Here is a 26291-nt window from a genome sequence, read left to right as displayed (position 1 = left end):
GGTGAAAAGGGGAAAACCCGCTCCAGGCCTGCATTTCAGCTTTTTATTTTCATCATATCCAACCCGTTTTTTCCACATTTTTATCCCCAATTTGGGAATGAATTTTAGTACTTGAAGCCCTTGAAAACCTCATTTTATGCCTTCTTGTGAATTAAAGCGCGCATTCCAATATTGTAGTGTTTTCTTTGCATAAAAATTCAACAAACCAGCATTCCACCATGAGAAAATTGTTTTTTATTCTTTTATTAGATTTATTGATGATGAGTTCCTTTGCTACCGGTCATGTTCAAGGTTTGGGTATCATAAAAGGAACCGTAACTACTTCCGATGGCAAAGCCGCTGTTGCAGTGACCGTACAGATAAAAGGCACAACAAAGGGTACCATCACGGATGAAAATGGAAAGTTCGAGTTTCGCAAATTATCGCCTGGCAATTATGCAATCCGGGTGTATTTAATGGATTTTGAAAGTATAGAACAATCTGTTCATGTATCAGATGAACAGGTCTCAGAAGTTTCCTTTCAATTGAAAATATCTGATAAGGAATTAAATGCAGTGGTGGTTAAGGGAAGCAGGAAATACCCGGAAAAAAATGTATCTCCTTCTTTACGCCTGACTACTCCTATTTTGGAACTTCCTCAGAATATCCAGGTAGTCACAAAAGACCTGATCGCCGACCAGCAGATATTTGATATGATGGAAGGCGTGCAGCGAAACGTAAGTGGTGCCCAAAGATGGGAGCACCTGGAAAGTTATGCGAAGATCTATATGAGAGGTAGTCAGTTAACGGCTTTCAGAAACGGGATGAATGTGCAAATGCAGTTTGGACCCCTGGCAGAAGATATGAGCATGGTAGAACGTATCGAGTTTGTAAAGGGGCCGGCAGGTTTTATGATGGCTAATGGCGAGCCTGGTGGCTTTTATAACGTGGTTACAAAAAAACCGACAGGATACAATAAAGGTGAAGTAAGTGTTTCTTTAGGCAGTTTCGATTTGTACAGGGCTACTGCCGATTTAGATGGTAAACTTTCCAGGGATGGCAGATTGTTATATCGTCTCAACCTGATGGGGCAATTGAGAGGATCGCATAGGGATTATGAATACAACAACCGGTATTCAATTGTACCAGTGATCAAATACCTGCTGGATGATAAAACTTCTGTGACACTGGAGTATTCACACCAGTTTTCCCAGATGAATGTTCTGGGCAGCAGCAACGCTTTTTCTGAGCGTAAATATGCCGACCTACCTGTAAACTTTACAGCTGCAGAACCCAACATGGATCCAACAAATATCTACGACAGGAGTGTGTTGGCCATTTTTGAACACAACATCAATGATCGTTGGAAGTTTACTGCCCAGGCTGCCTACTTCAACTATGATCTGGAAGGTCAGCAACTCTGGTCATGGGGTACAGCATTGGCAAACGATAGCTTGATGCACAGGGGGCTAAATGTGTGGGATGCATTGGGTATCAACAAAACAGGGCAGATGTTTGTGAATGGTGAAGTAAAGACCGGTAAAATAAACCATAAACTATTAGCAGGCCTTGATATGGGTCATAAAGATTATTATGCCGACTGGAATCAATATGCGCCACTGGGAGATACTTCATTCAATTTATACAAGCCTGTATATGGGACTGTTGCGCCGGCAGATATGCCTGTTTGGGACAGGAGCAAGGACATCCGGGAAAGAGGTGTGATGTATAACAACAGTTACAGCGCTTTATACCTTCAGGATGAACTGTCTTTCTTTGAAAACAAGTTAAGATTAACATTGGCAGGCCGTTATACTACCAGTAAGGACGTTCAACCTTACAAGTCAAGTGATGCCGACCATAATAAATTCACTCCTCGTTTTGGCCTGAGTTATTCCATTACCAAGAACACTTCTGCCTATGCTGTTTTCGACGAGGTATTCCTGCCCAGTTTTGGCGCTGACTGGAAAGGAGAGTCCTTCGATCCTGTAACCGGCAACAATATAGAGTTTGGTGTCAAAAGAGACTGGATGGAAGGAAAGTGGAATTCATCTTTATCTGTTTACCAGATCACAAAGAACAATTTGCTGACTGCGGATTTGACGCATAGGGGTTTTAATAAGCAAACCGGTCAGCAACAGGTGAAAGGAGTAGAAGTGGATATTAAAGGACAGGTGACAAGGAACCTGGACGTCGTGATCAACTATGCTTATTCTGATGCAAAATATACCAAAGACAGTGATCCTGATGTTGTTGGCAACCAGGTGCCAGGTACTTCAAAGCATATCCATAATTCCTGGGTAAGCTATAAACTAAATGAAGGAAAATTGGGTGGGTTGAGGTTTACATTGGGCTATCAATACCTTGCAGGACGTTCAGCTTGGTTTATTTTTGACAAATCTGAAAGTCCATTGCCCGAATATTTCCGGTTGGACGGCGGAATCTCCTACACATCTGGCAAACTGGGCTTCAATTTCAATGTGAATAATATCCTAAGTAAATATCTCTACTCGGGAGCTCCATACATTTCAGAAGAGCCTTTTACAGAAGTTGACCGGTTCTATTGGCAAGCCGAACCCAAGATCAACAGCCGCATTACTGTTAGTTACAAATTCTAAAAATATACCCCCTCTCCAACAATGGGGAGGGGGTATATTTGAGTTGGATGTTACCAAATCCTCACCCTCAGGCTATCCGCCCTGTACATCGGCGACCCAGGCTTGATATTGAAAGCCGTATAAAATTCATCCACATTCACAAAAGGTCCGTTCACCCTGTATTGAGCAGGGGAGTGCACATTAGTAAGTAGTTGGTTCCGTAATTGTTCATCCCTGATTTGTCCTAGCCAGCCCAACGCGTATCCAAGAAAATAACGTTGTAAAGGCGTTAGTCCTGCTATCTTTTCACCTTTCTTATACTGCTCTGTCTTCTTGAACGCCTCAAGTCCTAAAAGGATACCGCCCAAATCTGCAATGTTCTCACCCAGCGTTGCCTTCCCATTAATATGATATCCTTTCAAAGGCTCATAATTGTTGAACTGTTCCACCATCACCTGTGCCCGCTTGTTAAATTCTTTCTCGTCCTTTTTCGTCCACCAGCTTTGCAGATTCCCTTTATCGTCAAACTGCCGCCCTTCATCATCAAAGCCATGGGTGATCTCATGGCCAATGGTACTTGCTGCTGCATAACCATAAACCGTTGCATCATCCAGTTCTTCATCCCTGTAGCCAGGAACGGTAAAAATTCCCGCTGGCAGTACAATCTCATTGTTGGATGAATTGTAGTAGGCGTTATAAGTTTGAGGTGTCATGTCCCATTCATCCCGGTCTACAGGCTTACCCAATTTATTCATCTGGTAGTTGTGCCACCAGGCATTGGCATTGATCACGTTTTGCACATAACTTTCCCTACCGATCTGCATGGCTGAAAAATCTTTCCATTTATCAGGATATCCCACCTTCTTTTTCATGGCAGCAAGCTTGGCGTAAGCTTTCTGCTTGGTACTGTCGCTCATCCATTCCAATTGCCCAATACGGTCTTTCAACGCAGCCCTGATCGCTTCCACCATATCCGTATAGCGCTGTTTTGCTTTTTCACTGAAGAACTCCTTCACATACAACTGTCCAAGCATTTCTCCCATCAGGTTTTCCTCCATCTGGATCACCCTTTTCCAGCGAGGACGTCTTTCTTTAGCTCCTGAAAACAGCTTATTGAAATTAAACGCGGTAACGCCGTATTGCTCGGGCAGGGAGGTGGCAAAATCTGAAAGGAGGTTGAATTTCAAAACGCTCTTCCACACATCAATAGGTGTGGTTTGAAGCGCGCTACTCAATGCTTTGAAAAATTCTGGCTGACCAACTATAATCGAATCAATTCTATGAACACCTGTAATGTTCATGTGGCTGGCCCAGTCAATGGCAGGTGACAGCTTAGGCAGGTCGGAAATAGCCATTTTATTGTAATTCTTGTATGGGTCACGAAGGTCTTCCAGCTTTCTTGAAGCCTTTGCCAGTTTAGTTTCAAGCGCCAGGATGTTGCTGGCATCCGCTGCTGCTTTCGTACTATCCTCTCCCGAAAGTGTCAGCATCTTTGTAATGTACTCAGTATATTTTTTACGGATGTGAACAGTGGCCGTATCTGTCTTGAAATAATATTCCCTTTCCGGTAGTCCAAGCCCCCCTTGCCATAGCTTGTAGCTCATAACATCACTGTTTTTATCATCCTGTGTTACAAAATCACTGAACAAAGTCCCTGAGCCGATCTTTTTTAATTCGGCAGAAGTGGCGATCAGCGATTGTACGTCCTTAATGTTGTTGATCTTGTCCAGGTAAGGCTTTAACGGTTGCAGGCCCTGCTGCTCTATTTTAGCACTGTCCATGGCTGTCGCCCAGAAGTCACCGATCTTTTGCTCATTGCTTCCTTTAGGAGCACCAGCAGAATCAGCTTTTTCACTGATGGTCCTTAAGCGCTTCAGGTTTTCTTCGATCACCAGGTTGCCGATACCCCAACTTCCCTGGTCAGAAGGAATTTGATTGGTCTTAATCCATCCGCCATTGGCGTACAAGAAGAAGTCCTTTGAAAGATCTGCTGTAGTATCCAAATTAGCGGCAAGTACGTCTTTCTTTGGTAGTTCTGGCCCGGCATTACTGCTGTTGCAGCCCGCCAGGTATCCTGCAAGAGCTGCGCATATGATAAGTCTATTCATGAAAATTTATTGTTCAGTTAAATGTAAGCAATATAGCTTTTGCCAACCAGTACAATTACACAACCGGTAATCTATAACTTCCAACTGGCATCCATTGTGTAGACTGTATGATAACACCCACAGCTTTTAGTAAATTTGAATCAAATGATTGCTATGAACCTACCGGAACAGGAAAAAGGCTTTCAACATAAAATAGATGCTGAAGTGCGTATAGAACCGAAAGATTGGATGCCGGAAAAGTACCGCCATACCCTTATTCGTCAAATCAGTCAACACGCCCACAGTGAGATTGTAGGCATGCTACCCGAAGGTAATTGGATCAGCCGTGCTCCTACACTCAAACGTAAGCAGATACTCCTGGCCAAAGTGCAGGACGAAGCCGGCCACGGCCTATACCTCTATTCTGCTGCAGAAACCTTAGGGATCAGTCGCGATGAAATGATTGAGCAACTGCACAGCGGCAAGGCAAAGTATTCTTCCATTTTTAATTATCCAACATTAACATGGGCAGATATGGGTGCTATTGGATGGTTAGTAGATGGAGCCGCTATTATGAACCAGGTGCCCCTGTGCCGCACTTCCTATGGTCCTTACAGCCGGGCTATGATCCGAATCTGTAAGGAGGAGAGTTTTCACCAACGGCAGGGCTTCGATATATTATACACACTTTGCCAGGGAAGTCCCGAGCAAAAGGCTATGGCCCAGGATGCCATAAACCGCTGGTGGTGGCCCAGCCTCATGATGTTTGGTCCCCACGACAGTGAAAGCTTACACAGTGAGCAGAGCATGCAATGGAAAATAAAGCGGTTTAGTAATGATGAGCTGCGTCAACGTTTCGTTGATATGATCGCAGAACAGGCAAAAGTCCTCGATCTAACACTCCCTGATCCGGACCTGGAATGGAATGAAGAGCGGATGCACTACGACTTTGGAAAGATCAATTGGGAAGAGTTCTGGAATGTCATTAGCGGCAATGGACCATGCAACAAACAGCGGCTCGATGCCCGCCGTAAAGCCTGGGAAGAAGGCGCCTGGGTAAGGGAAGCCGCTGCAGCGCATGCAAAAAAACAACACCCCAATCCGCCTAAGGCGGAGAGTTTGGAAGCAGCATGACTGCATTAAGTCACTTCAGGAAAAGATAATAATAAGTAAATTAAAATTTAGAACTTTAAAAGCATCAAATGATATTTTTTACAAAAAAATACTACGGAGATTACGACCCTATTAAAGGAAGTGGTTCAGATCAGCCTGCATCCAAGGGAAATGCATCTCAAAGTGAGCCTTTGCGCGTTGATGCTCCCCTTCAGGGGCTGGGGGAATGGCCCCTCTGGGAAGTCTTTATTCGAAACAAACAGGGCCTCGATCATAAACACGTTGGCAGTCTGCACGCCGCCGATGCGCAAATGGCTATTGAGAACGCAAGAGATGTGTACACCCGCAGGCAGGAAGGTGTAAGTATTTGGGTAGTAGAAAGCAAGTATATACATGCCTCCAATCCCGATGATGCAGAAAGCTTTTACGAACCTGCCAACGATAAAGTATACCGACACCCTACATTCTATGATCTGCCGGATGAGGTAAAACAAATGTGATCAGATTCCAATCATTCAACATTCACTATTGACCATTCACCACCATGAACGCTCCCAATTTATTCCAGTATTGCCTCCACCTTGCAGACAACGTATTGATCCTATCCCAACGCAACAGTGAATGGTGCGGCCATGGGCCTGTACTCGAGCAGGACATTGCCATTACCAATATTTCACTCGACTTGCTGGGGCAAGCCAGGAATATGTATCAGTATGCAGCCGCATTGTACAATAAATTGAGCGAGGAAGAAAAAAGTGCTGTTGAATTCCTGGTGCCACGCCCCTGGAAGATCTTCGGCCGTGAACTTACTGAAGATGATCTTGCCTTTTTGAGAGATGAGCGTCAATATCTTAATCTGCTGCTGGTTGAATTACCGAAAGGTGATTGGGCATTAACAATATTGCGCCAGTTCTTTTTTAGTGCGTTTCAAATCATCTTTTATCAGCAATTACAGCAAAGAGAGGATGCACAACTTTCAGCCATTGCAGAAAAATCGCTCAAGGAAGTCGCTTATCATTTGCGATGGAGCAGTGAGTGGGTGGTTCGCATGGGTGACGGAACTGATGAAAGTAACCGTCGTATCAGGAATGCGCTGGATGAGCTTTGGTCTTTTACTGGCGAAATGTTTCTGCCGTCCACGTATGAATTGCAAGTTGCGGATGAGGGGTTTGGAGTGAATGTTGCTTTATTGAAAGAAACCTGGCTACAAAAAGTATCTGAAGTATTCGCAGAGGCTCGATTAAAAGTTCCGCAGCAGGACGAAACCTCCGGAAAGTCCTGGGTACAAAGTGGAGGGAAAGAAGGCTCACATACAGAATACCTCGGCTATATACTAACAGATATGCAGTACCTTCAAAGGACTTTTCCAGACAGCGTATGGTAGTCGCTACAGAAAATATGACATCATCTTCCGTGGAAGAACAAAAGATCTGGCAGATCCTCCAAGAGGTCAAGGATCCGGAAATACCTGTGCTTTCTATCGTTGACCTCGGTATCGTGCGGAGTGTTCACTACCTTCCCTCAAATTCCGGAGAGCCAGGCGTGTCTAAACGAGATGGTAGGGGAGAGGTCACCATTACGCCTACTTACTCAGGATGCCCTGCCATGGATGTGATCCGCATGGATATTCGTCTAAAGCTCCTGGAACATGGGTATAAAAATATTACGGTGCAGCAATCCCTTTCGCCAGCCTGGACCACTGACTGGATAACCGAAGAAGGTAAACGGAAGTTGAAAGAATTTGGCATCGCCCCGCCCAATCCCAAACAGCAGTTTTGTACATCTGAAATGTTCAAGGAAGAAGCGGTACAATGTCCGTTTTGCAATTCATATCATACAAAGCAGGTAAGTCGTTTTGGTTCTACTGCTTGTAAAGCCGTTTACCACTGCGACAACTGCAAGGAAAATTTCGATTACTTCAAATGCCATTAATATTTATCAACGCTTCCCATTCGCTATTCTCTCTATTCCATCTCCTTTTCTTCCAATCATTACGTAATTTCATATTGGCAAAATTTCTTTATGGAAATCATTGACCAATTGGACCAAGTGAAGCAAGAAGCACTCAAGCATTTTTCGGTATTAAGCCTGGAGCAGTTGAACTGGAAAAGTGCCCCTTCAAATTGGAGTATCGCACAGTGTTTAGATCATCTGATTGTTTTTAATCAACTCTACTTTCCAACCTTTGAAAGGGTCTTACATAATCATTACAAATCAACATCATGGGAAAGATTGAGCCCCTTTAGTAAGGTTTCTGGTCTCCTGATGATTAAATTACTTGGACCCGGTTCGAAAACAAAGTTCAAAACGCCAAAAGTTGGCCAGCCCTGTGCAAGCGAATTACCAGCTTCGATTGTCTACGATTTTGCACAGCACCAGCACGATCTCAAAAATTATTACCTCGCCCTGGCCAAGAAGAATATCAATTCTGTTGTTATTTCTTCCCCGGCATCAAATTTTATAACTTACTACCTGAACGATGTGCTCAAATTGATAGCCCAACATCAGGTGAGGCATTTAAATCAATCAATGACAGTATTTCATCACCCAAACTTTCCAAAGTAAGTATGAGCCTTGTTTTATTTGAAATAAAAGATAATGTAGCTTTTATCAGGATGAATCGTCCCGAAAAGCACAATGCTATTAATCGCGAATTGGCGTTAGAGATACAGGCCAGGTTGGATGATTGCAAGAAAAGTAAAGAGGTGCGCTGTGTATATTTTACTGGTGTTGGAAAATCATTCTGCTCCGGCCAGGACCTGGAAGAAGTTGCCAAGCCTGATGCTCCTAAGGTGCACATTATTCTTACTGAACACCTCAACCCTATTGTGCGAAAAATAAGGCAATTGGATAAACCTGTTGTTTCAGCAGTGAATGGTGTTGCTGCCGGAGCCGGTGCAAATATTGCTATCTGCTGCGATGTGGTCATTGCTGCTCAATCTGCAACTTTCAACCAGGCTTTTTCCAAAATCGGTTTGGTTCCTGATACTGGGGGCACTTATATCCTGCCCCGGTTGATCGGTTTTCAAAGAGCACTGGCTATAAGTCTGCTGTCCGAAAAGCTGACAGCAACAGAGGCTGAGCGCATTGGCATGATCTACAAGGTGCTCCCCGACGAAGAATTTGTTGCAGGGTCCATAGCGATTGCGCAAACCCTGGCCAAGATGCCAACCAGGGCCCTGGAATTTACGAAAAAGGCTTTCAACCAAAGCTCTATTTCCTCCTTTGAAGAGCAGTTGCATGATGAAGAGAACCTGCAGCAAAGGGCCGTGGAAACCTGGGACTTTAAAGAAGGCCTTCAGGCGTTCTTAGAAAAACGCCAGCCTGTTTTCCGTGGAGAATGAACCAACTTCCCATGCCGAATGATATTGTTAACCAGATGATGCAGCAGGATCTGTTCAGCCAATGGTTGGGTATAGATATCCTGGATGCCGAGGCTGGCTACTGTAGGCTTAAAATGTTGGTGCGGCAGGAGATGTGCAATGGCTTTGGCATAGCGCATGGTGGTATTGCTTATGCGCTGGCAGACAGTGCCCTGGCATTTGCATCCAATGCACATGGCAGAAAAGCTGTTTCTATTGAAACTTCCATTTCTCATATCAAGTCCATTATGGTTGGAGATTTACTGATGGCAACAGCAGTAGAAAAACATATATCCGGCCGGCTGGCTATTTATGAAGTGCGCATTACAAAGCATGATGAAACTTTGGCTGCCCTTTTTAAAGGAACTGTTTTCCGTAAGGACGAAGAATGGCCGCAGCCGCCTCCCAATCATCTAAAAACCATATAACCTATTCAACCCATTACGACAACTCCAAACCCCAAACTTCAAACCCCTTCCCTTATGGCCTACTACGAATTCAACGGCATCAAACCTATTGTACATCCGTCCTCATTTGTGCACCCTCAGGCTGCAGTAACCGGTAATGTGATCATTGGAAAAGATGTGTACATAGGGCCGGGTGCAGCCCTACGCGGCGACTGGGGACAGATCATTATTGAAGATGGCTGCAATGTCCAGGAAAATTGTACTGTGCACATGTTCCCCGGTGTTACCGTGCTGCTGAAAGAATCTGCTCATATAGGTCATGGGGCAATCATTCATGGCGCTACCATTGGACGCAATTGCCTGGTAGGAATGAACGCAGTGATCATGGATGAGGCTGAGTTGGGTGAAGACTGCATTGTTGGTGCGCTTACTTTTATCAAACAAGAGGAGAAGTTCCCACCACGTTCATTGATAGTCGGTAACCCTGCAAAGATCATCCGGCAGGTAAGTGAAGAAATGATTGCATGGAAAACAGAAGGCACCAGGCTGTATCAGCAACTGCCCCTATTGTGCTTTGATACACTAAAGCCCTGTGAGCCATTGAGTAAGTACGTTGAACAGGCTCCTTTATTTCACAGTGATTACAAACCTTTCAGTAAGCTATAATTTTTTTTCAACCTCAGCCGCATGTTAGCGACAAGCATTGTTGTAACTTAACATAGACATTCTTACTTGCAAAACCTTACATGCAAAATCAATTTGTATGAACAAAAGATTACTCCTTTTCATCCTGTCATCTTTTGCCATTTCCACTACTTCTTTCCTACGGGCACAAACAGACAGGTTTGCTTATGCAGTAACAGATATGGATAATACCGGAGCACAGTGGAACGTGATCCGGAAGCTTGATCTGCAAACCGGTGAATACAGTCCCATTCTGTTTAATGGCATTGCTGATTATACAACTGTCTACGATGCTGTAAGCAAGAAGCTATTATTGGGTGATATCAAAAATAATCCAAGGCTTGCAAAGCCGTTTTATTCAGGTGTTGCCGCCGTTGCATTTGACAAAAGGCATAACCGCCTCTATTTTACCCCGATGTTTATAGATCAGCTGCGTTATATCGATCTGAGCACAATGAAGCTGTATTATGTCAATGACAGGCCATTTACCGGCCTGGGCGACTGGCAGGGCGATCAGGGAAAGATCATAACAAGAATGGTGATTGCGCCTGATGGTAATGGTTATGCAATTACCAACGATGGAAAAACTTTTATCAGGTTTACTACTGGTAAAAAGCCAGTGATCACTAAACTCGGTTCTCTCATTGATGATCCTTCTAACAATGGGGTTTCTATTTCCAACGGTATCAGCAGCTTCGGTGGCGACATGATTGCCTGTGATGATGGTAGTTTTTACCTGGTTACAGCACGAAACCAGGTGTTTACAATTGATCCGGAAACGAAGATGGCAAAATACCTGGGTGCCATCAGTGGCCTCCCGGCAAAGTTTACAGCAAACGGTATGGTGGTAAATGAAGAAGGAAAATTACTGGTAAGCAGCGCCGTCGATTCCAGTGGATGGTTTGTTGTAGACCCTGTAAGTCTGAAGGCAACGCCTTACAAAGCAGCTGTATCAGTGTTCCGCAGCTCAGACCTTGCCAACAGCAACATACTTTCTTTTAGAAAGAAATTGGAATCTGTTCCCATCATAACACAGCAAATAAGAGATGCCAAACTGGTTCAGGTATATCCCAATCCTGTTACTTCCAATATCTTCACACTTGCGTTTACCAATTTGAATGCAGGTGTTTATACCGTTCAGTTAGTGGATATTTCAGGTCGCCAGGTAATGCAACAAAAGTTAAACCTGGGCTTTAGGGGACAAATACAAAACTTCAACCTTCCGTCTGGCCGTGCTAAAGGCATGTATTTCGTTAAAGTTTTGAACCAGGATAAAAAGAGTGTATTTGAAAAGAAAATAATAGTGCAGTAAAATCAACTGCTTTTTTAAAAAAAACGCTGGTGTAAGCCAGCGTTTTTTAATGAGATCATTTTTAACCTTCATTTCACTGACAGAAGATCGGATATTTGCAGCCTGATGGAAAAAAGCAACTTTGTTGACCAGATACGTGTGTTTTGCCGCAGTGGTCATGGCGGTGCCGGTATTAAGCATTTCAGAAGAGATAAGCTGACTGCATTCGGAGGCCCGGATGGCGGTGATGGCGGGCGTGGTGGCCATATCATTTTAAGGGGCAACCGCAACCTCTGGACGTTGCTGCACCTGCGCTATCATAAAAATGTTCTGGCAGAGAATGGAGAAAAGGGCAGCGACAATAACCGCACTGGCCGCAATGGCAGAGATATTATTCTGGAAGTGCCGCTGGGTACCATCGCTATGAACGAGGAAACCGGGATAAAGGAAGCTGAAGTGCTGCACCATGGGGAAGAGGTTATCTGGTTGCCCGGTGGACAGGGGGGACTAGGCAATACAAACTTTAAATCACCAACTAACCAGGCTCCGGAATACGCACAGCCAGGCATGCCCGGACTGGAAGGCTGGAAAGTATTGGAATTAAAAGTGCTGGCCGACGTAGGGCTCGTTGGATTTCCTAATGCAGGTAAGTCTACACTCCTTTCCGTGATGACAGCAGCTAAACCAAAGATTGCCGATTATGCCTTCACTACTATTACTCCGAATTTGGGCATAGTGGAGTACCGTGATGCCAAAAGCTTTTGCATTGCCGACCTTCCCGGGATCATAGAAGGCGCAGCCGAAGGCAAAGGACTTGGGCATAGATTTCTGCGCCACATCGAACGCAACTCAGTTCTGCTTTTCTTAATTCCCGCTGATAGTAAAGATCATGGAAAAGAGCTTGACATCCTGGTCAATGAACTGGAACAGTATAACCCGGAGCTATTGCAAAAACAGTTTGTCATTGCCATTTCTAAAAGTGATATGCTGGATGATGAATTAAAGAATGAAATAGCAAAGGAATTACCTTCCGATGTGCCCCACATCTTTATTTCTTCCATTCGGAATAAGAACATCCCTGAATTGAAAGATTTGTTGTGGAAGGTCCTGAACGCTTAAGGCCTTGTTAATAATAAGATGTTTCTGACTTTTATCATTGCTTATACTGATCATATTCAGTTTGAAATATTTGTCTGAATGACACTTATGTTTAACTTTGCCTTGTATTTATAAACCGTCTTTCTTTCCATTGTTTGCACTATGAATTGCGTCTATCGATTGCTTTTCATAACACAGTAAATAACAATTAAGTATATGAACAAGCAAACAATGAGTTTAAGCACTTACTTTTCTAGCAAATTATTTATTGCCTTATTGGCCACTATCCTGACGACTGGCATCGCAGCAAATGCTCAAACTGCTGCTTCTGAAAATCCTTTTGGTGAAGTTGTTGTTAGACACCAGGGTTCAATTGGTAATAAAGAATATTTCTCTGTAAAAGTTCCCAATGAAAATGGCGACAAATTCAGCATCAGGGTAAAGGATGTGGAAGGAAATGTGATTTTCAATGACATCTTCAATGTAAAGAACTTTGAAAGAAGTTTTCAGTTTCAAAAACAGGTAGACACATCAAAGCTTACATTTATCATTCGCTCTTTCAAGGATAATAAAGAACAAGTGTTTGAAGTCAATTCAAAAGTGTTTACTATTGAGCAGGTAGAAATCACGAAAGCGAAATAACAAGAAGCAAAAGATTACTTTCATTAGCACAGCGTCATATCGCACAATGTGCGTCTTCATAATAGCTAACCGATTGGTTAGCTTTTTGTATTTTATCGTTGCCTAAGCAGAATAATCCTTTATATATCAAGAATGCATATGTGATGTTTTTGTATTAAATAATTGTAAAAAGCACGAAAAGATTTCTTTTGTTTGAAAAAGTTTATATCTTTGTTGTGTAATTATTACATAACAGTATAGTTGCAAAACATTACAAAGAAGAATACTGTTCATTGAGTACTCATTCCTGCAGGAACACAGATCTGTAAAGCGCAATTTTTCCTCTTGCTTGTCCCGATTGTTTTTAGCCTCCCGGTTGCTCCATTTTTTATTAATCATTTAAAACCATCGTTATGAAAAAGCAATTGGTAGCACGTATCAAAATGTACGGGAAGTCTTTATTCTTTACTACATCAGCAATTTTAATACTTAATATAGCAGCAAATGCCCAGGCGGCAACAACAAAAACTTCAGATGAAGAAAAAGCTGTAATCACACATTTGCAATCAAAGGATGCAACTTCATTGTTCAATGTTAAGTATCCCAATGAAAATGGTGGAAAGTTCAGCCTGGTGATTAAAGATGAAACTGGAGCGGTTTTGTTCAGTGAAGTTTACGACGAGAAAAACTTTAATAAAAGGTTTTTGTTCACTGATATCGATAAAGATGCAAAACTGCGCTTCACCTTCAGTTCTTTAAAAAACAGAACGAGTCAGACATTTGAAATAAGCCCTGTGACTCGCGTTATCGATGATGTTGTTGTAACAAGGCTTTAATAACAGCAGTTGTATTCACCTTTAATCCTTTTATTGCTCAAAACAAACCACTACTCCATGAGATGAAACCGGCAGTAGTGTAATTTTCAAAGCTTTAATTATTAAACAGACCATTAAGGTCCGATAACATTCGGGCCTTAATGTGTTTGTGTCATTCTATTGGTCCATTACATTCAAAGATTCGTCATCCGGGACTGGTATTTCGCAATTTATCTCCCTCCTTTATCTATTAAAACCTTTTTCATAGTGGCTTTCATTGTTTTGCGACATTAATTTTAAGTACGTTTGCCGGACTAAAAAATTTCAATACACATGAGAAAGCGTTTGTTATTATTTTTTCTAGGTTTTTCTCTCATATTCCGCGCTGCTGCCGACGAAGGTATGTGGTTGCCGCTGCTGCTGGGACAGCAGGTGTATAACGATATGGTGAAAAAAGGCCTTAAACTGACAAAAGAACAATTGTACAGTGTCAATAAGGCTTCGGTGAAAGATGCCATCATTATTTTCGGAAATGGCTGCACCGGTGAACTGGTAAGTTCAGAAGGTTTGATCTTTACCAATCACCACTGCGGGTATGATGCGATTGCTACAGCCAGCACTGTAGAGCACAATTACCTGAAAGACGGATTTTATGCCCGCAACCGCGGCGAGGAAATTCCTGCAGAAGGAATGACTGTTCAATTCTTGTTGCGCATTGAAGATGTGACAAAAGAAGTGATGGATTCTTTGAGCAACCTGAGTGGAGCTGAGAGAGCTGCTCGCCAGTCTTCTGCTTTGGCTTCTATCAATAAACGCCTGAGCGATCCTTCTAAAAGTATAGAAACCCGTGTCAGCCCTTTGTTTAAGGGTAATCAGTACCTGGCATTTGTTTACCAACGCTTCAAAGACGTTCGTTTGGTAGGAACTCCTCCGGAAAGCATTGGTAAATTTGGTGGGGACACAGACAACTGGGAATGGCCACGTCATACTGGCGACTTTTCAGTTTTCCGTGTATATGCAACTAAAGATGGACAGCCTGCAGGATACAGCAGCAGCAATGCTCCTTTGAAACCCAAATGGCACTTGCCTGTTTCTCTGAAAGGAGTTAAGAAGGGCGATTTCGCTATGACTTATGGTTATCCTGGCAGCACCAATCGCTACGAGTCTTCTTTAGGAGTTCAGTTATCTACTGAAGTGAATAATCCTACCCTGGTAAAGCTGCGTGACATGCGCCTGAAATACATGTTCGAGCAAATGAAGAATGATCCGGCTGTGAAACTGCAACTGGCTTCTAACTATGCTTCTATTGCCAACTATTGGAAGTTCTTTGATGGCGAAACAAAACAGTTGTTGAAGTATGATGTGTATGGACAGAAGAAGAAAAGCGAAGATGCCTTTATCAAGTGGGCGGCTTCTAAACCCGAATACCAGAATATCTTCAAAGATCTTGAAACTGCTTATAATGCATGGCGCCCTTATGCCAAACACAGGATGTTCATCAATGAAGGCATTTTCGGTTCACCGCTTTTGGCATTTGCCGGCAGCCTTCAGCAAATTGAAAATGCGCTGGTGAAAACAGGAAGTTCTCAAACTAATCTGAAAACAGCCGTTGATGCCGCCAGTAAAGCCCGCCAGGAATTCTTGAAAGATGAAAACCGTCCTTCTGACAAGAAGATATTGGCGGCTGTATTGCAAATGTTCTATACTGATATCCCCAAAGAGCAACATCCAATCGGGCTGTATGAGTCTATCCGGAACCGCTATGGCGCCCTGGATCAGGCTTCTACCTATGAAAAATTCGCTGATGCTGTATTTGACAACACGATGATCCTGAATGACAGCAAGTGGAATGCATTTGTGAACAACCCGGATGCTAATGTGTTGCAGGATGATCTTGCATACAACCTGGCAAGCTCGTTCCTGGTGAATTATCAAAGCAAATACCTGCCTTTATACCAACAGTTCTTTGTAAAGAATAATGACTGGGGCAGGTTGTATCTGAAAGGTGTCATGGAAATGAATCCGGGCAAGGTAATGTATCCCGATGCTACATTCACTATGCGTTTAAGCTATGGTAAAGTAGATGATTACCAGCCACGTGATGCCGTTAAATACGATTACGTAACTACTGTTAAAGGTGTTCTGGAAAAATACAAACCCGGTGATTATGAATTTGATCTGCCGGCAAAGTACCTGGAATTGGCACGCGCGAAAGATTTTGGCCAATATAAGGATGCACGCACCAACGACCTGGTAGTCGGCTTCATTACAACAAATGATATTACTGGTGGTAATTCTGGTTCGCCGGTGATCAATGGCAATGGTGAGCTGATCGGATTGGCATTTGATGGTAACTATGAAGCTTTAAGCCACAAGATTGCTTTTGACAAAGATTTGAACAGAACGATCTGTGTTGATATCCGCTATGTACTTTGGTGCATTGACAAACTTGGCGGCGCACCACAACTGATTAAAGAATTAGAAATCAGAAAATAAAAAGTTTGTGATTTGTAGTTTGTAGCGCTCTTAATTATTAAAAAAGCTCTTCTGATTTGAAACTAATCAAGTTAGAATAGGATCTTCGATCGTTAAGATAGCTACAAACTACAACTCCAAACTAAACCCTTCCCCAATTTTCACCGCTCTTGATCCGGTACATAGTCATTTCACTTACATCATATTTCTCTGCTAATTGCTTAATAGTCAGCTTCCGGCGCGGTTTGTTTAATATCTCTTTTATTTTCTTTACCTGTGGGGCCGTTAATTTTAAGCCTACTTGGGTATTTGCCTGTTTTTCCTTGTAAGCCATCTTAGCCGGACTGAATTGTTGGTGTTCAATCATTTCGGTCAAGGTTGCCCATTTCAGGTTTTTAATGTTATTGTCTAGCTTGTTATGATTCTTGTGAATCACATATTTATGCTTTGGGGAAGATTTTGGTAAGAAAAGCTTCGCCATTTCACGATGAATATACAAGGTGCCCTTGTTACCGGGACGATGAAGATTTAAAGTCCGGTAGCCTGTCGTGATGGAGCCATTAAGCAGTTTTCCATCTGCAAGGATATCATCTTTATAACTGGCAATTCGACCGTGTGTGGAAAGTGCATAGCGGTTCCGTAAGGCGGTACTGCCGCTAAACTTCATCGTCTTCCACACCTCGCTTGTTAATTTCTTGATCATACTGCACAAATTTTATGGTGCCAGAAAAGGATTTTAGCTGAATAAAACTATGATAATCAGCCGAAAAATTCGTGCCTAAAACCGCGTACAATCTGCGCAACACCTCACATTCACCCTTACTCACTACTTGAAAAGGGCATATCGTTGATGCTTATTTGACATAGAACTGTCAACGCACAAATTCTTTCACTATATAAGTTAACAAAAAGACCTCAATTTATTGCATGTTGAGGGCTTTTTATTTCATCTGAGATTCAGATTACACCGCTGATCCTGAATGAGGAGACTTGCGGTTGAGCCTGGGTTTTATCTCAGAAGGCGGGTGCGCACTGTATTGGTTATTGGTTGATCATTTTTAAGAAATCATCCTCAGAAATGATCTTTATACTGGCAATTTTCTTTGCTTTTTCCAGTTTACTGCCTGCATCTTCCCCAACTACCAGGTAATTGAGTTTGCTGCTCACGCCGGATACAATCTTTCCCCCGTTACTTTCTACAAGTTCTTCGGCTTCACTCCGTTTCAATTTTGCCATGGTGCCGGTAAACAGGAAATTCAATCCTTCCAGGTTACCGCCGGTATGGTGTTCCTTATGGTCGTTTTGCAGGTTGACGCCTAGGTTCCCCAATTCTTTTATTATGATAATATTATCATCATTGCTGAAAGACTGAACAATACTACTGGCGACTTTGGGACCCACATCTTCCAGTTTTTGTAGCTTTTCTTCATCAAAATTTTTGAGGTCCAGTATATGATGCACTGCATGGGCCAGCGTTTTGGCCATAGTTTCACCTACGAACCGGATGCCAAGGGCAAAGATCAGCCTGTGTAATGGCTGCTTTTTAGATGCTTCAATCGCTGTTTGAAGGTTAGTGATTGACTTCTTGCCAAATCCTTCCAGTGTACCTATTTTATCATAGTCCAGCCGGTAGATATCAGGAATGGAGCGGAGCCATCCCAGGTCGTAGAACTTTTTAATATTGGCATCACCCAGTCCACGAATGTCCATGGCATCTTTAGAGGCAAAATGCATGAGCCGCTCCAGCACCTGGGCTGAGCAATTGATATTGGTACAACGCCAGGCGGCCTCTTCCTCAGCCCTGTACAACTCATCTCCGCAGGCAGGACAGTTCTTGGGGAATTTAATAGGCTTCTCGCTGCCATTGCGCAGTTCATGCAGTGATTTTACAATGTAGGGAATAACATCACCTGCTCTTTCTACCAACACAGTATCGCCAATGCGCAAGTCTTTTTCTTTAATGACATCTTCATTAAAAAGCGATACGGAACCTACCATTACGCCACCAATATGTACCGGTTCTATTTTAGCAACTGGTGTGATGTTGCCTGTACGGCCCACCTGGAACTCGATGCGTTGCAACTTGCTGGTGCCTTGTCTAGCCTTGAATTTGTATGCAATGGCCCAACGTGGGTGGTGCGAAGTCATGCCCAGGCGGTCCTGCAGCCCAAAGTCATTGACTTTGATGACCATGCCATCAATTTCATAAGGCAGATCATCCCTGCCGGCTTCAAATTGAATACAATAATCAATTACGGCCTGGATGCCTTTGAAGACCTTTTTCTCCTTATTAGGACTCCTGAAGCCCAGGTCCCATAACATTTGCAAAGATTGCGCATGTGTTTGGGGTTCGTTGGCGTCTTTGCTGGCCAGCCAATAGGAAATGTGATAGGTAAAGGCCTCCAGCTTTCTCCGGCTTACTTCGAGCGGATCTTTGATGCGTAGTGTACCGGCAGCAGCATTGCGCGGGTTGGCAAGGGGTGGAATGCCTTGCTCTGCTAACTGCTCATTAAACTTTTTGAAGTTATTCTTATTGATCATGACTTCACCCCGGATTTCTACCGTCTGTAGTCCATATTCTGAGAAACGGGCATACAGTGGGATGGTGCGGATCTGTTTGATGTTGGGCGTTATGTCATCACCACGTACGCCATCCCCGCGGGTGGCACCCCTGACCAACCTGTCATTTTCATATAAGAGGGAAATGCTTGCACCATCAAATTTGGGCTCTACGCAATATTCCACTTCCTGTAGTTTCGTGGTCTCCCGGACACGGCGGTCGAAGTCTATGAGGTCTTCACTGTTATAAGAGTTGTCAAGCGAAAGCATGGGCACCAGGTGCTGTACAGTAGGAAATTCTTTCGTCAGTCCTTTGCCCACACGCTGGGTAGGCGAGTCCGGAACAATAAGATCGGGGTTCTCCTTTTCCAGCTTCTCCAGGCTTTTATAAAGTAAATCGTAATCTACATCTACGATCAATGGATCATTAAGTATGTAATAACGATATTCATGGAAACGCAAAACGCTGCGCAGATCTTCAATTTCACTGGAGCTGATGTCCCCTGCCTTGGCTTTTTTGAGCAAAGCGGTGGTTAGATGCTGAATGGCTGATAAGTTGGAGGTCATAATTAATATGCTAATATGCTACTGTGATCATACCGGATGATGCGATAAATTCTACAGGCCTTATCATTTCGGGATCCGGATCGATCGCAGAGCTGCGAAAATAGGAAAGGTAATTACAGGTTTAAGGGAATAATTGAATTATCTATTTCTCTACTCATCTTTCATTTTCAATCTTTTTATTCTAGAGCTATTGTGTTATTAGTACATATTGTATATTTAGCATGAAATTACGATTATGCTTCGATTGCTGCCAGCCTGTTTGGCCTTGCTTGTGTGTTCCGCCCTTCATGCCAATTTACTTACCTGGAGTCCTGGTTTTCCTGCCCTGACTCATTCTCCTGTTGCGGCACTGCCTGAAGGCGTGCGTGATGGCATCAATTATGAGCCCGGCGATACTTCGGTTACCCTGGTGCTGTATGCACCTGCAAAAAGTACGGTTACTGTATTGGGTGATTTCAATAACTGGACTGAAGACACCAGGTATATCATGAATAAAACCCCGGATGGACAACGTTTCTGGTTGCGCCTTACAGGGCTGGCGCCAGGCACCGAATATGCTTACCAGTATAAGGTGGATCAGCTGAGGGTGGCTGACTATTACAGCCAGAAGGTGCTTGATCCCTGGAACGATCCATACATTACCTCCGAAACTTACCCCGGTCTGAAAGCCTATCCTACAGGAAAAACTACCGGTATTGTAAGCGTGCTGCAGACTGCTGCTCCTGCTTACAACTGGAGCATTACTAATTTCAACAGGCCGGATAAACGAAGCCTGGTCATTTATGAGCTCCTGGTTCGGGATTTTGTAGCGAAACACGACTGGGCTACACTAACTGATACTTTAAGTTATTTAAAGAGACTGGGTATTAATGCCATAGAACTGCTCCCTTTCAATGAATTTGAGGGTAACAACAGTTGGGGGTATAACCCGGACTTTTATTTTGCTCCGGATAAATATTATGGTACCGCTAACAGCCTGAAGCAGTTTGTAGACTCCTGCCATGCCAATGGGATAGCGGTGATCATGGATATTGCATTGAATCACAGCTTTGGGCTTTCGCCTATGGTGCAATTATATGCCGATGGGAATGGCTGGCCAACAGCTGCCAATCCATGGTTTAATCCCGACCAGAACACAACTGCCGCCGGTTACCAGGGCAAACACCCCTTTGGTGTTGGTTATGATTTTAACCATGAAAGCGCTGCAACGAATTATTTCACCAGCAGGGTCGTAGAGCATTGGCTGAAGGAGTATAAGATCGATGGGTTCCGCTTTGATCTCGCCAAAGGTTTTACACAGAAGAACTCTGGTGATAATGTAGGAGATTGGAGTGCTTATGATGCTTCCCGCATTGCTATTTGGAAAAAATACTACGATACAGTGCAATCCAAATCACCGGACGCTTATATGATACTGGAACATTTTGCCGATAATTCGGAAGAAAGGGAACTGGCAGCCTATGGTATGATGCTGTGGGGCAATATGGCCTATAATTACCAGGAGGCATCCATGGGGTGGCTGGGTAATTCGGATTTTTCCGGTGGGTTGTATGCGGTCCGCAACTGGCAACAGCCACACCTGGTTTCTTATATGGAGAGTCATGATGAAGAACGGATCACTTTTAAGAACATCAACTATGGTAATGCCTCAGGCAGCTACAATATTAAAAGCCTGTCTACAGCATTGAAACGCATGGAGTTGAACGCCGCTTTCTTCTTTACAACACCCGGCCCTAAGATGCTGTGGCAGTATGGTGAGCTTGGTTATAATTACTCCATCAATCACTGTGAAGACGGGGCGGTCAGGGATGAATGCCGGCTCAGTCCAAAGCCTATCCGCTGGGACTACCTGAATGACGGGGACAGAGAACAAGTTTACAATACTTATAGCAGGCTCATTAGCCTGCGTTTTCACCCTTTGTTTCAACAGGCTTTTATTGGCGGGCAAACGGAGCAAAATTTTACAGGTGGCATTAAATCGTTGAAATTGATAACGGATACATCGAAGCTGGTGGTGATCGGCAATTTTGATGTCAATGCAGCTACTGCCTACATTACTTTTCCTGTAGCAGGTTCCTGGTATAATTACCTGGACACAGCAACCCTGGATGCTACAGGTTTGGTACAAAGCATCCCCCTGCAGCCAGGGGAATTCAGGGTGTATATGAACCGTAATATAAACAGTGCTCCGCCCCCTCCTTCTCCTCCTCCGGTGTTGGACAATGCTACTTCTTTTGAAGCGAGTGTGTATCCCAATCCTGCTCCTAACGGCTTTAAAATAAAGGTTGAAAATCCTGAAGCAGGCAAAGTTACCATCGGTATGTACAATGCAATTGGCCAGCAAGTGGCACTATTGTATCAGCGTGTGTTTTCAAAAGGAACACACATTTTGGAATTTGAACGTAATAAATTAGTAACTATGGGCGGAATTTATTTTATAAAAGTAGTTTCGCCGACAATAACGAAAACCATTCACATTTTAATTCCATAAGTTATGGCACAACAAATTCTGAAAACAGCAGCAATTGAAAAGAGTAGTCACCTCGAGTATTTCAATATTGCTACCTCTGTAGACTGTGTTTTGTTTGGCTATGAGCAGAAACAGTTAAAGGTTTTGGTGATAAAATCTGACTTGCAGGAATTTATGGGATTGTGGTCTTTACCAGGCGATTTTGTGCGGGTGGATGAAGATATTGATGATGCCTCTTACCGGGTATTGCAGCAAAGGACTGGCCTTAATGATGTTTACCTGGAGCAGGTGCATGCTTTTGGCAGCGTCAACCGCCACCCGTCGGGTAGGGTAATCACCATCGCTTATTATTCTTTAATTGATATCACCAACCACCAACTACGCCTCACTGATAACGAATTGCACTGGCACCCGGTATTTGAGTTGAGTAAAATGGCCTTTGACCATAAACTGATTTTAGATACTTGCTTGCAACGCCTGCAGGAAAAAGTGATGGAGCAGCCTGTTGTCTTTAACCTGCTGCCCGGTAAGTTTTCGCTGCGTGAACTGCAGGATGTTAATGAAGCCATACTGGGCGTTGAATTAGACCGCCGGAATTTCAGAAAGAGGATCAGCCTTAAAAATTGGCTGGAAGATCTGAATGAAATGGAAGAAGATGTTCCGCACCGTCCGGGGAAGCTGTACAAGTTGAAAGATGAATTATTACGGCACGGTAAAAAAGAGTTGCACGAGATCTCTTAATCTCACCCGTTTGATCTGTTTAAAGAGCGGCATTTATTGCCAAACCTCAATTCCTTATGCCTATTGTTGATCATGAATCTTTTGTGATCATCCCCTTTCTACATGCCACAGGATTGAGATAGGATCAATTGTTTTTGGCAATTTTCAGTGAAAATAAATGCCGCTCGTTTAACAAATAATCATTTATAGATTATAAAAAATTAGCAAGAGATTTTCTTGAAAAAAATCTTAACGATTTCTTGCATTGTGTATCGAATACACATAGTTTTGTTGAGCTTTCATTCATCTGGTACTTGTTGAAACGAGTACCACTTCTTAAAAAAATAAATTGCTTGCTATGGATTTGAGAAAGTTGAAACACTTTAGTGTGCTCATTGCACTCCTATTTCTTTTCTCCCACCTTCTTTACGCACAAACAAAGACAATTACGGGACGCGTAACCGATGCTGCCGGCCTTGGTTTGCCGCGGGCCACTGTTACTGTTAAAGGCACAAAAGTGGCTACAGTAACTGATGCCGAGGGGCGCTATACGATCAGTGTTCCTGCAAATGCAAATTCGATTGTGATTTCTTCTGTTGGCTATGGACAGCAGGAAATGAGCGTTGGAGTCCAGGAAAAAATTAATGTGACCTTACAGGCTACCGCCTCAAATTTGAATGAGGTGGTGGTAATTGGTTATGGAACACAAAGAAGACGTGATGTTACAGGGGCTATTACAAAAGTGGGCTCTGAGAAGATCACATCAATACCTGCACCTTCTTTTGAAGCAGCATTGCAGGGTAAAGCCGCTGGTGTTCAGGTAACACAGGGTAGCGGTCTTGCCGGCAGCGGGAGCGTAGTGCGTGTAAGAGGCATCGCATCAATTAGTGCCGGTGGAGATCCGCTTTATGTTGTAGATGGAATTCCTATTATACAGGATAACTTTTTACGTTCCAATAGTGGTGGCATGAACCAAAATCCGCTGGCTGCCATCAACCCGAATGATATTGAATCAATAGAAATTCTCAAAGATGCAGGTGCAACAGGTATTTATGGTAGTCGAGGTGCCAATGGCGTTATATTGATCACTACCAAAAGAGGTAAGAGTGGCAAACCATCTTTTAATTACAACAATAAAATTGGATTTGCCACTTATACATCTAAACCTAAATTCCTGAGTGGAGCAGAATGGTTGCAGGCCCGCCAGGAAGCCTGGATCAATGACGGAAATACAGGTTATGCTCCTCTGCCTTCTGGTATCACGTGGGCTGATGCTCAAAATACCAATACAGATTGGTGGAACCTGGTAACACAAACCGGCTTTATTAATGAACATGCATTAAGCATGAACATGGGTGGTAAAAAGCTGAAAACTTACGCAGGTCTTAACTATGGAAATAATGAGAGCTATATCAAAGGCAATGCTTATGCACGCTTTAGTGCCAGGCTAAACATGGATTATCAGTTTCTACCAAACCTGAAGGCTTCACTTACTGCGGGTTGGAACAGGGGTGATAATAAACGGGTGCCTGCAGCCTGGGCTGGAGGTGTAGGTGATGCATTGAGTTATGCTTTGCCTATTTACCCGGTTTACAAAAAAGATGGTTCCTATTGGACAGGAGGCGCTAATCCTGTGCGCAGGCTGAATGAAACGAAGTGGAGAAATATAGATAACCGCTACCTGGCTGGCTTGACATTCGAATACATGCCAATTAAAGATCTGATTTTACGGGCGGCAGGTTCTCTTGATTACCTGAACTCTACTGATATGCAGTTTGAGTCGCAAAACTGGTTGAACCGTACAGATATTCCTGGTATTGCAAAAGCCAACCCTATTTGGGGGACCAATAAAGTGTTTACCGGGACTGCACAATATAATTATTCATTGAACGAGGGTCATAAGTTCAATTTCCTTGGTGGTGTTGAAGTTCAGGAGAATGTTATCAATGAATATAACGGTGAGATCTATGCAAACACTGATAAGCCATTCTGGGAACAGATGAATTTATACCATGATAGCATTGATCATTTTAAAACACACCCGGCTTCAAGACCGAATTTCGCCGAGCGTGAAAGAGACCACTGGACTTTCAATAGTTTCTTCGGACGTATTAATTACAACCTGTTTAATAAATTCTTTTTCCAACTTCAGGCACGTTATGACGGTTCTTCAAAATTCGGCCCCAATTATAAACATGGGTTTTTCCCATCAGGTTCTGCCGCATGGATACTCAGTGAAGAAGATTTTATTAAAGACTTACAGTTTATCAACTTCCTGAAACTAAGAGGTAGTTATGGTATTGTAGGTAACGCCAATATTCCTTCTGGTTCATATTACTACCGTTATAATGTTGGTGGTTCTCCTTATAATGGCAATCCTACACTTTATCCTGAAAATATAGGCAATCCAAATTTAAGATGGGAAGAGCTGCGCAACTTTGACTTTGGCCTTGAATTCGCACTTTCAAAGAGCCGCCTTACCGGTGAATTGTCCTATTATAATAAAACCACCGTTGACCAGTTGATCAATGCAGGTATCATGCCTTCTTCAGGTTATGCAGATGCTTACAGAAACCTGGATGGTGGTAAGATCATAAATAATGGTATCGAATTAAGCTTAAATGCAAAGATCGTTGATAAGCCAGATTGGAAGTGGAGCGTTGGGGGTAACATCTCAAAGAACTACAATGAAGTAAAGAGCCTGGGTGCACTTTCTGCAGATGCTATTGGCGGTGGTACGAATGATACCCGTATTATTGTTGGATATCCTGTAGGTACCAATTATGTCGCTCGTTTCTATGGCGTTGATCCTGATGATGGTTTGCCAATCTGGTTAGACAAAGACGGAAAGCTTACCAAGACTTTTTCTTTAGATCATCGTGTTGCCGTGGGTAGTGTCATCCCTGATTATCTTGGCGGATTGAATAGCTCTGTTTCTTACAAAGGGGTGGAATTAAGCACCTTGTTTACTTATGTGATTGGAGGGAATATTTATGACGGTGCTGCCAAGCGCCAGGCAGGTGTTGTAACCGACTGGAACATTCGCCGCGATAATCTTGATCATTGGAGAGCTCCTGGTGATGGTGCTAAATACCCCCGATTAACAATGACTACCAGCATGTATGATGGTTTGAGTTCAGAATGGCAATACAACAGCACCTTGTTTTTGTATGATGCTTCTTTCCTTCGCATGCGGGAACTTACTTTATCGTACTCATTGCATAAGGATGCAATCAACAAGCTGAAAATAAAAGGAGCCAGGGTTTTTGTAACAGGAATGAATCTGCTCACCTTTACCAAATACCCTGGAGGCGATCCGGAAATAGCTCGTGACTTCGAAAATGCACAGGACAGGAATATGAGTCCTAATGTGTCTTACTTAACGCCACCCCAACAAAAGTCTGTTGTTTTTGGTGTAAACGTAACCTTTTAATTAATCTGAAACA

Annotated in this window: 20 protein-coding genes; 17 read left to right on the top strand and 3 right to left on the bottom strand. The window is 43.2% G+C overall.

Annotation, left to right across the window (positions count from 1 at the left end):
* The first annotated feature begins 218 nt into the window (after positions 1-218).
* Positions 219-2597 (top strand): TonB-dependent siderophore receptor, encoded by a 2379-nt coding sequence (locus tag OCK74_RS26045; RefSeq protein WP_279300049.1) that lies wholly within the window; start codon positions 219-221, stop codon positions 2595-2597.
* Between the two features lie 50 nt (positions 2598-2647).
* Here OCK74_RS26045 and OCK74_RS26040 read toward each other — a convergent pair whose 3' ends face one another.
* A complete protein-coding gene (locus OCK74_RS26040; RefSeq protein WP_279300048.1) occupies positions 2648-4684 on the bottom strand; it encodes a M13 family metallopeptidase in 2037 nt (678 codons plus the stop codon).
* A 144-nt stretch (positions 4685-4828) separates the two neighbouring features.
* On the opposite strand from OCK74_RS26040, the gene paaA reads away from it, so the two are divergent.
* From paaA to OCK74_RS25975, 13 genes are all read left to right on the top strand, one after another.
* A complete protein-coding gene (paaA, locus tag OCK74_RS26035) occupies positions 4829-5797 on the top strand; it encodes a 1,2-phenylacetyl-CoA epoxidase subunit PaaA (RefSeq protein ID WP_279300047.1) in 969 nt (322 codons plus the stop codon).
* Between the two features lie 68 nt (positions 5798-5865).
* Complete coding sequence (paaB, locus tag OCK74_RS26030) at positions 5866-6276, top strand: 1,2-phenylacetyl-CoA epoxidase subunit PaaB (protein WP_480287900.1); 411 nt, start codon at positions 5866-5868, stop codon at positions 6274-6276.
* 44 nt (positions 6277-6320) lie between these two features.
* Positions 6321-7160 (top strand): 1,2-phenylacetyl-CoA epoxidase subunit PaaC, encoded by an 840-nt coding sequence (gene paaC / locus OCK74_RS26025; RefSeq protein WP_279300046.1) that lies wholly within the window; start codon positions 6321-6323, stop codon positions 7158-7160.
* 14 nt (positions 7161-7174) lie between these two features.
* Entirely contained in the window at positions 7175-7708 is a 534-nt protein-coding gene (paaD, locus tag OCK74_RS26020) for a 1,2-phenylacetyl-CoA epoxidase subunit PaaD (protein WP_279300045.1), read from the top strand.
* Positions 7709-7798: 90 nt separating this feature from the next.
* Complete coding sequence (locus tag OCK74_RS26015; RefSeq protein ID WP_279300044.1) at positions 7799-8341, top strand: DinB family protein; 543 nt, start codon at positions 7799-7801, stop codon at positions 8339-8341.
* Between the two features lie 2 nt (positions 8342-8343).
* A complete protein-coding gene (locus OCK74_RS26010) occupies positions 8344-9120 on the top strand; it encodes an enoyl-CoA hydratase-related protein (protein ID WP_279300043.1) in 777 nt (258 codons plus the stop codon).
* An 11-nt stretch (positions 9121-9131) separates the two neighbouring features.
* Entirely contained in the window at positions 9132-9566 is a 435-nt protein-coding gene (locus tag OCK74_RS26005) for a hotdog fold thioesterase (RefSeq protein WP_279300042.1), read from the top strand.
* Between the two features lie 54 nt (positions 9567-9620).
* Entirely contained in the window at positions 9621-10211 is a 591-nt protein-coding gene (locus OCK74_RS26000; protein WP_279300041.1) for an acyltransferase, read from the top strand.
* Positions 10212-10308: 97 nt separating this feature from the next.
* A complete protein-coding gene (locus tag OCK74_RS25995; RefSeq protein WP_279300040.1) occupies positions 10309-11541 on the top strand; it encodes a T9SS type A sorting domain-containing protein in 1233 nt (410 codons plus the stop codon).
* Between the two features lie 105 nt (positions 11542-11646).
* The gene (obgE, locus tag OCK74_RS25990) at positions 11647-12639 is read left to right on the top strand and encodes a GTPase ObgE (RefSeq protein WP_279300039.1); all 993 of its coding nucleotides are present in this window, start codon (positions 11647-11649) and stop codon (positions 12637-12639) included.
* Positions 12640-12834: 195 nt separating this feature from the next.
* On the top strand, positions 12835-13260 hold the full coding sequence (locus OCK74_RS25985; RefSeq protein ID WP_279300038.1) for a hypothetical protein: 426 nt from the start codon (positions 12835-12837) through the stop codon (positions 13258-13260).
* A 392-nt stretch (positions 13261-13652) separates the two neighbouring features.
* On the top strand, positions 13653-14075 hold the full coding sequence (locus tag OCK74_RS25980; protein WP_279300037.1) for a hypothetical protein: 423 nt from the start codon (positions 13653-13655) through the stop codon (positions 14073-14075).
* Positions 14076-14387: 312 nt separating this feature from the next.
* The gene (locus OCK74_RS25975; protein WP_279300036.1) at positions 14388-16550 is read left to right on the top strand and encodes a S46 family peptidase; all 2163 of its coding nucleotides are present in this window, start codon (positions 14388-14390) and stop codon (positions 16548-16550) included.
* Positions 16551-16671: 121 nt separating this feature from the next.
* Here OCK74_RS25975 and OCK74_RS25970 read toward each other — a convergent pair whose 3' ends face one another.
* Both OCK74_RS25970 and ligA read right to left on the bottom strand, forming a co-directional pair.
* Positions 16672-17232, bottom strand: a complete 561-nt coding sequence (locus OCK74_RS25970) for an HNH endonuclease (RefSeq protein ID WP_279300035.1) — start codon at positions 17230-17232, stop codon at positions 16672-16674.
* A 338-nt stretch (positions 17233-17570) separates the two neighbouring features.
* Positions 17571-19655, bottom strand: coding sequence for an NAD-dependent DNA ligase LigA (ligA, locus tag OCK74_RS25965; protein ID WP_279300034.1), 2085 nt, complete (start codon positions 19653-19655; stop codon positions 17571-17573).
* 235 nt (positions 19656-19890) lie between these two features.
* Here ligA and OCK74_RS25960 point away from each other — a divergent pair, with 235 nt between their 5' ends.
* The 3 genes from OCK74_RS25960 to OCK74_RS25950 all read left to right on the top strand — a co-directional run bounded on the left by OCK74_RS25960 (position 19891) and on the right by OCK74_RS25950 (position 26278).
* Positions 19891-22146, top strand: coding sequence for an alpha-amylase family glycosyl hydrolase (locus OCK74_RS25960; protein WP_279300033.1), 2256 nt, complete (start codon positions 19891-19893; stop codon positions 22144-22146).
* A gap of 3 nt (positions 22147-22149) precedes the next feature.
* Complete coding sequence (locus OCK74_RS25955) at positions 22150-22866, top strand: NUDIX hydrolase (RefSeq protein WP_279300032.1); 717 nt, start codon at positions 22150-22152, stop codon at positions 22864-22866.
* 337 nt (positions 22867-23203) lie between these two features.
* Entirely contained in the window at positions 23204-26278 is a 3075-nt protein-coding gene (locus tag OCK74_RS25950) for a SusC/RagA family TonB-linked outer membrane protein (protein ID WP_279300031.1), read from the top strand.
* Positions 26279-26291: the final 13 nt, after the last annotated feature.

This window comes from Paraflavisolibacter caeni (genome assembly GCF_025628885.1).
Classification (GTDB): domain Bacteria; phylum Bacteroidota; class Bacteroidia; order Chitinophagales; family Chitinophagaceae; genus Flavisolibacter; species Flavisolibacter caeni.
This window is presented reverse-complemented; position numbering and strand designations above follow the sequence as displayed.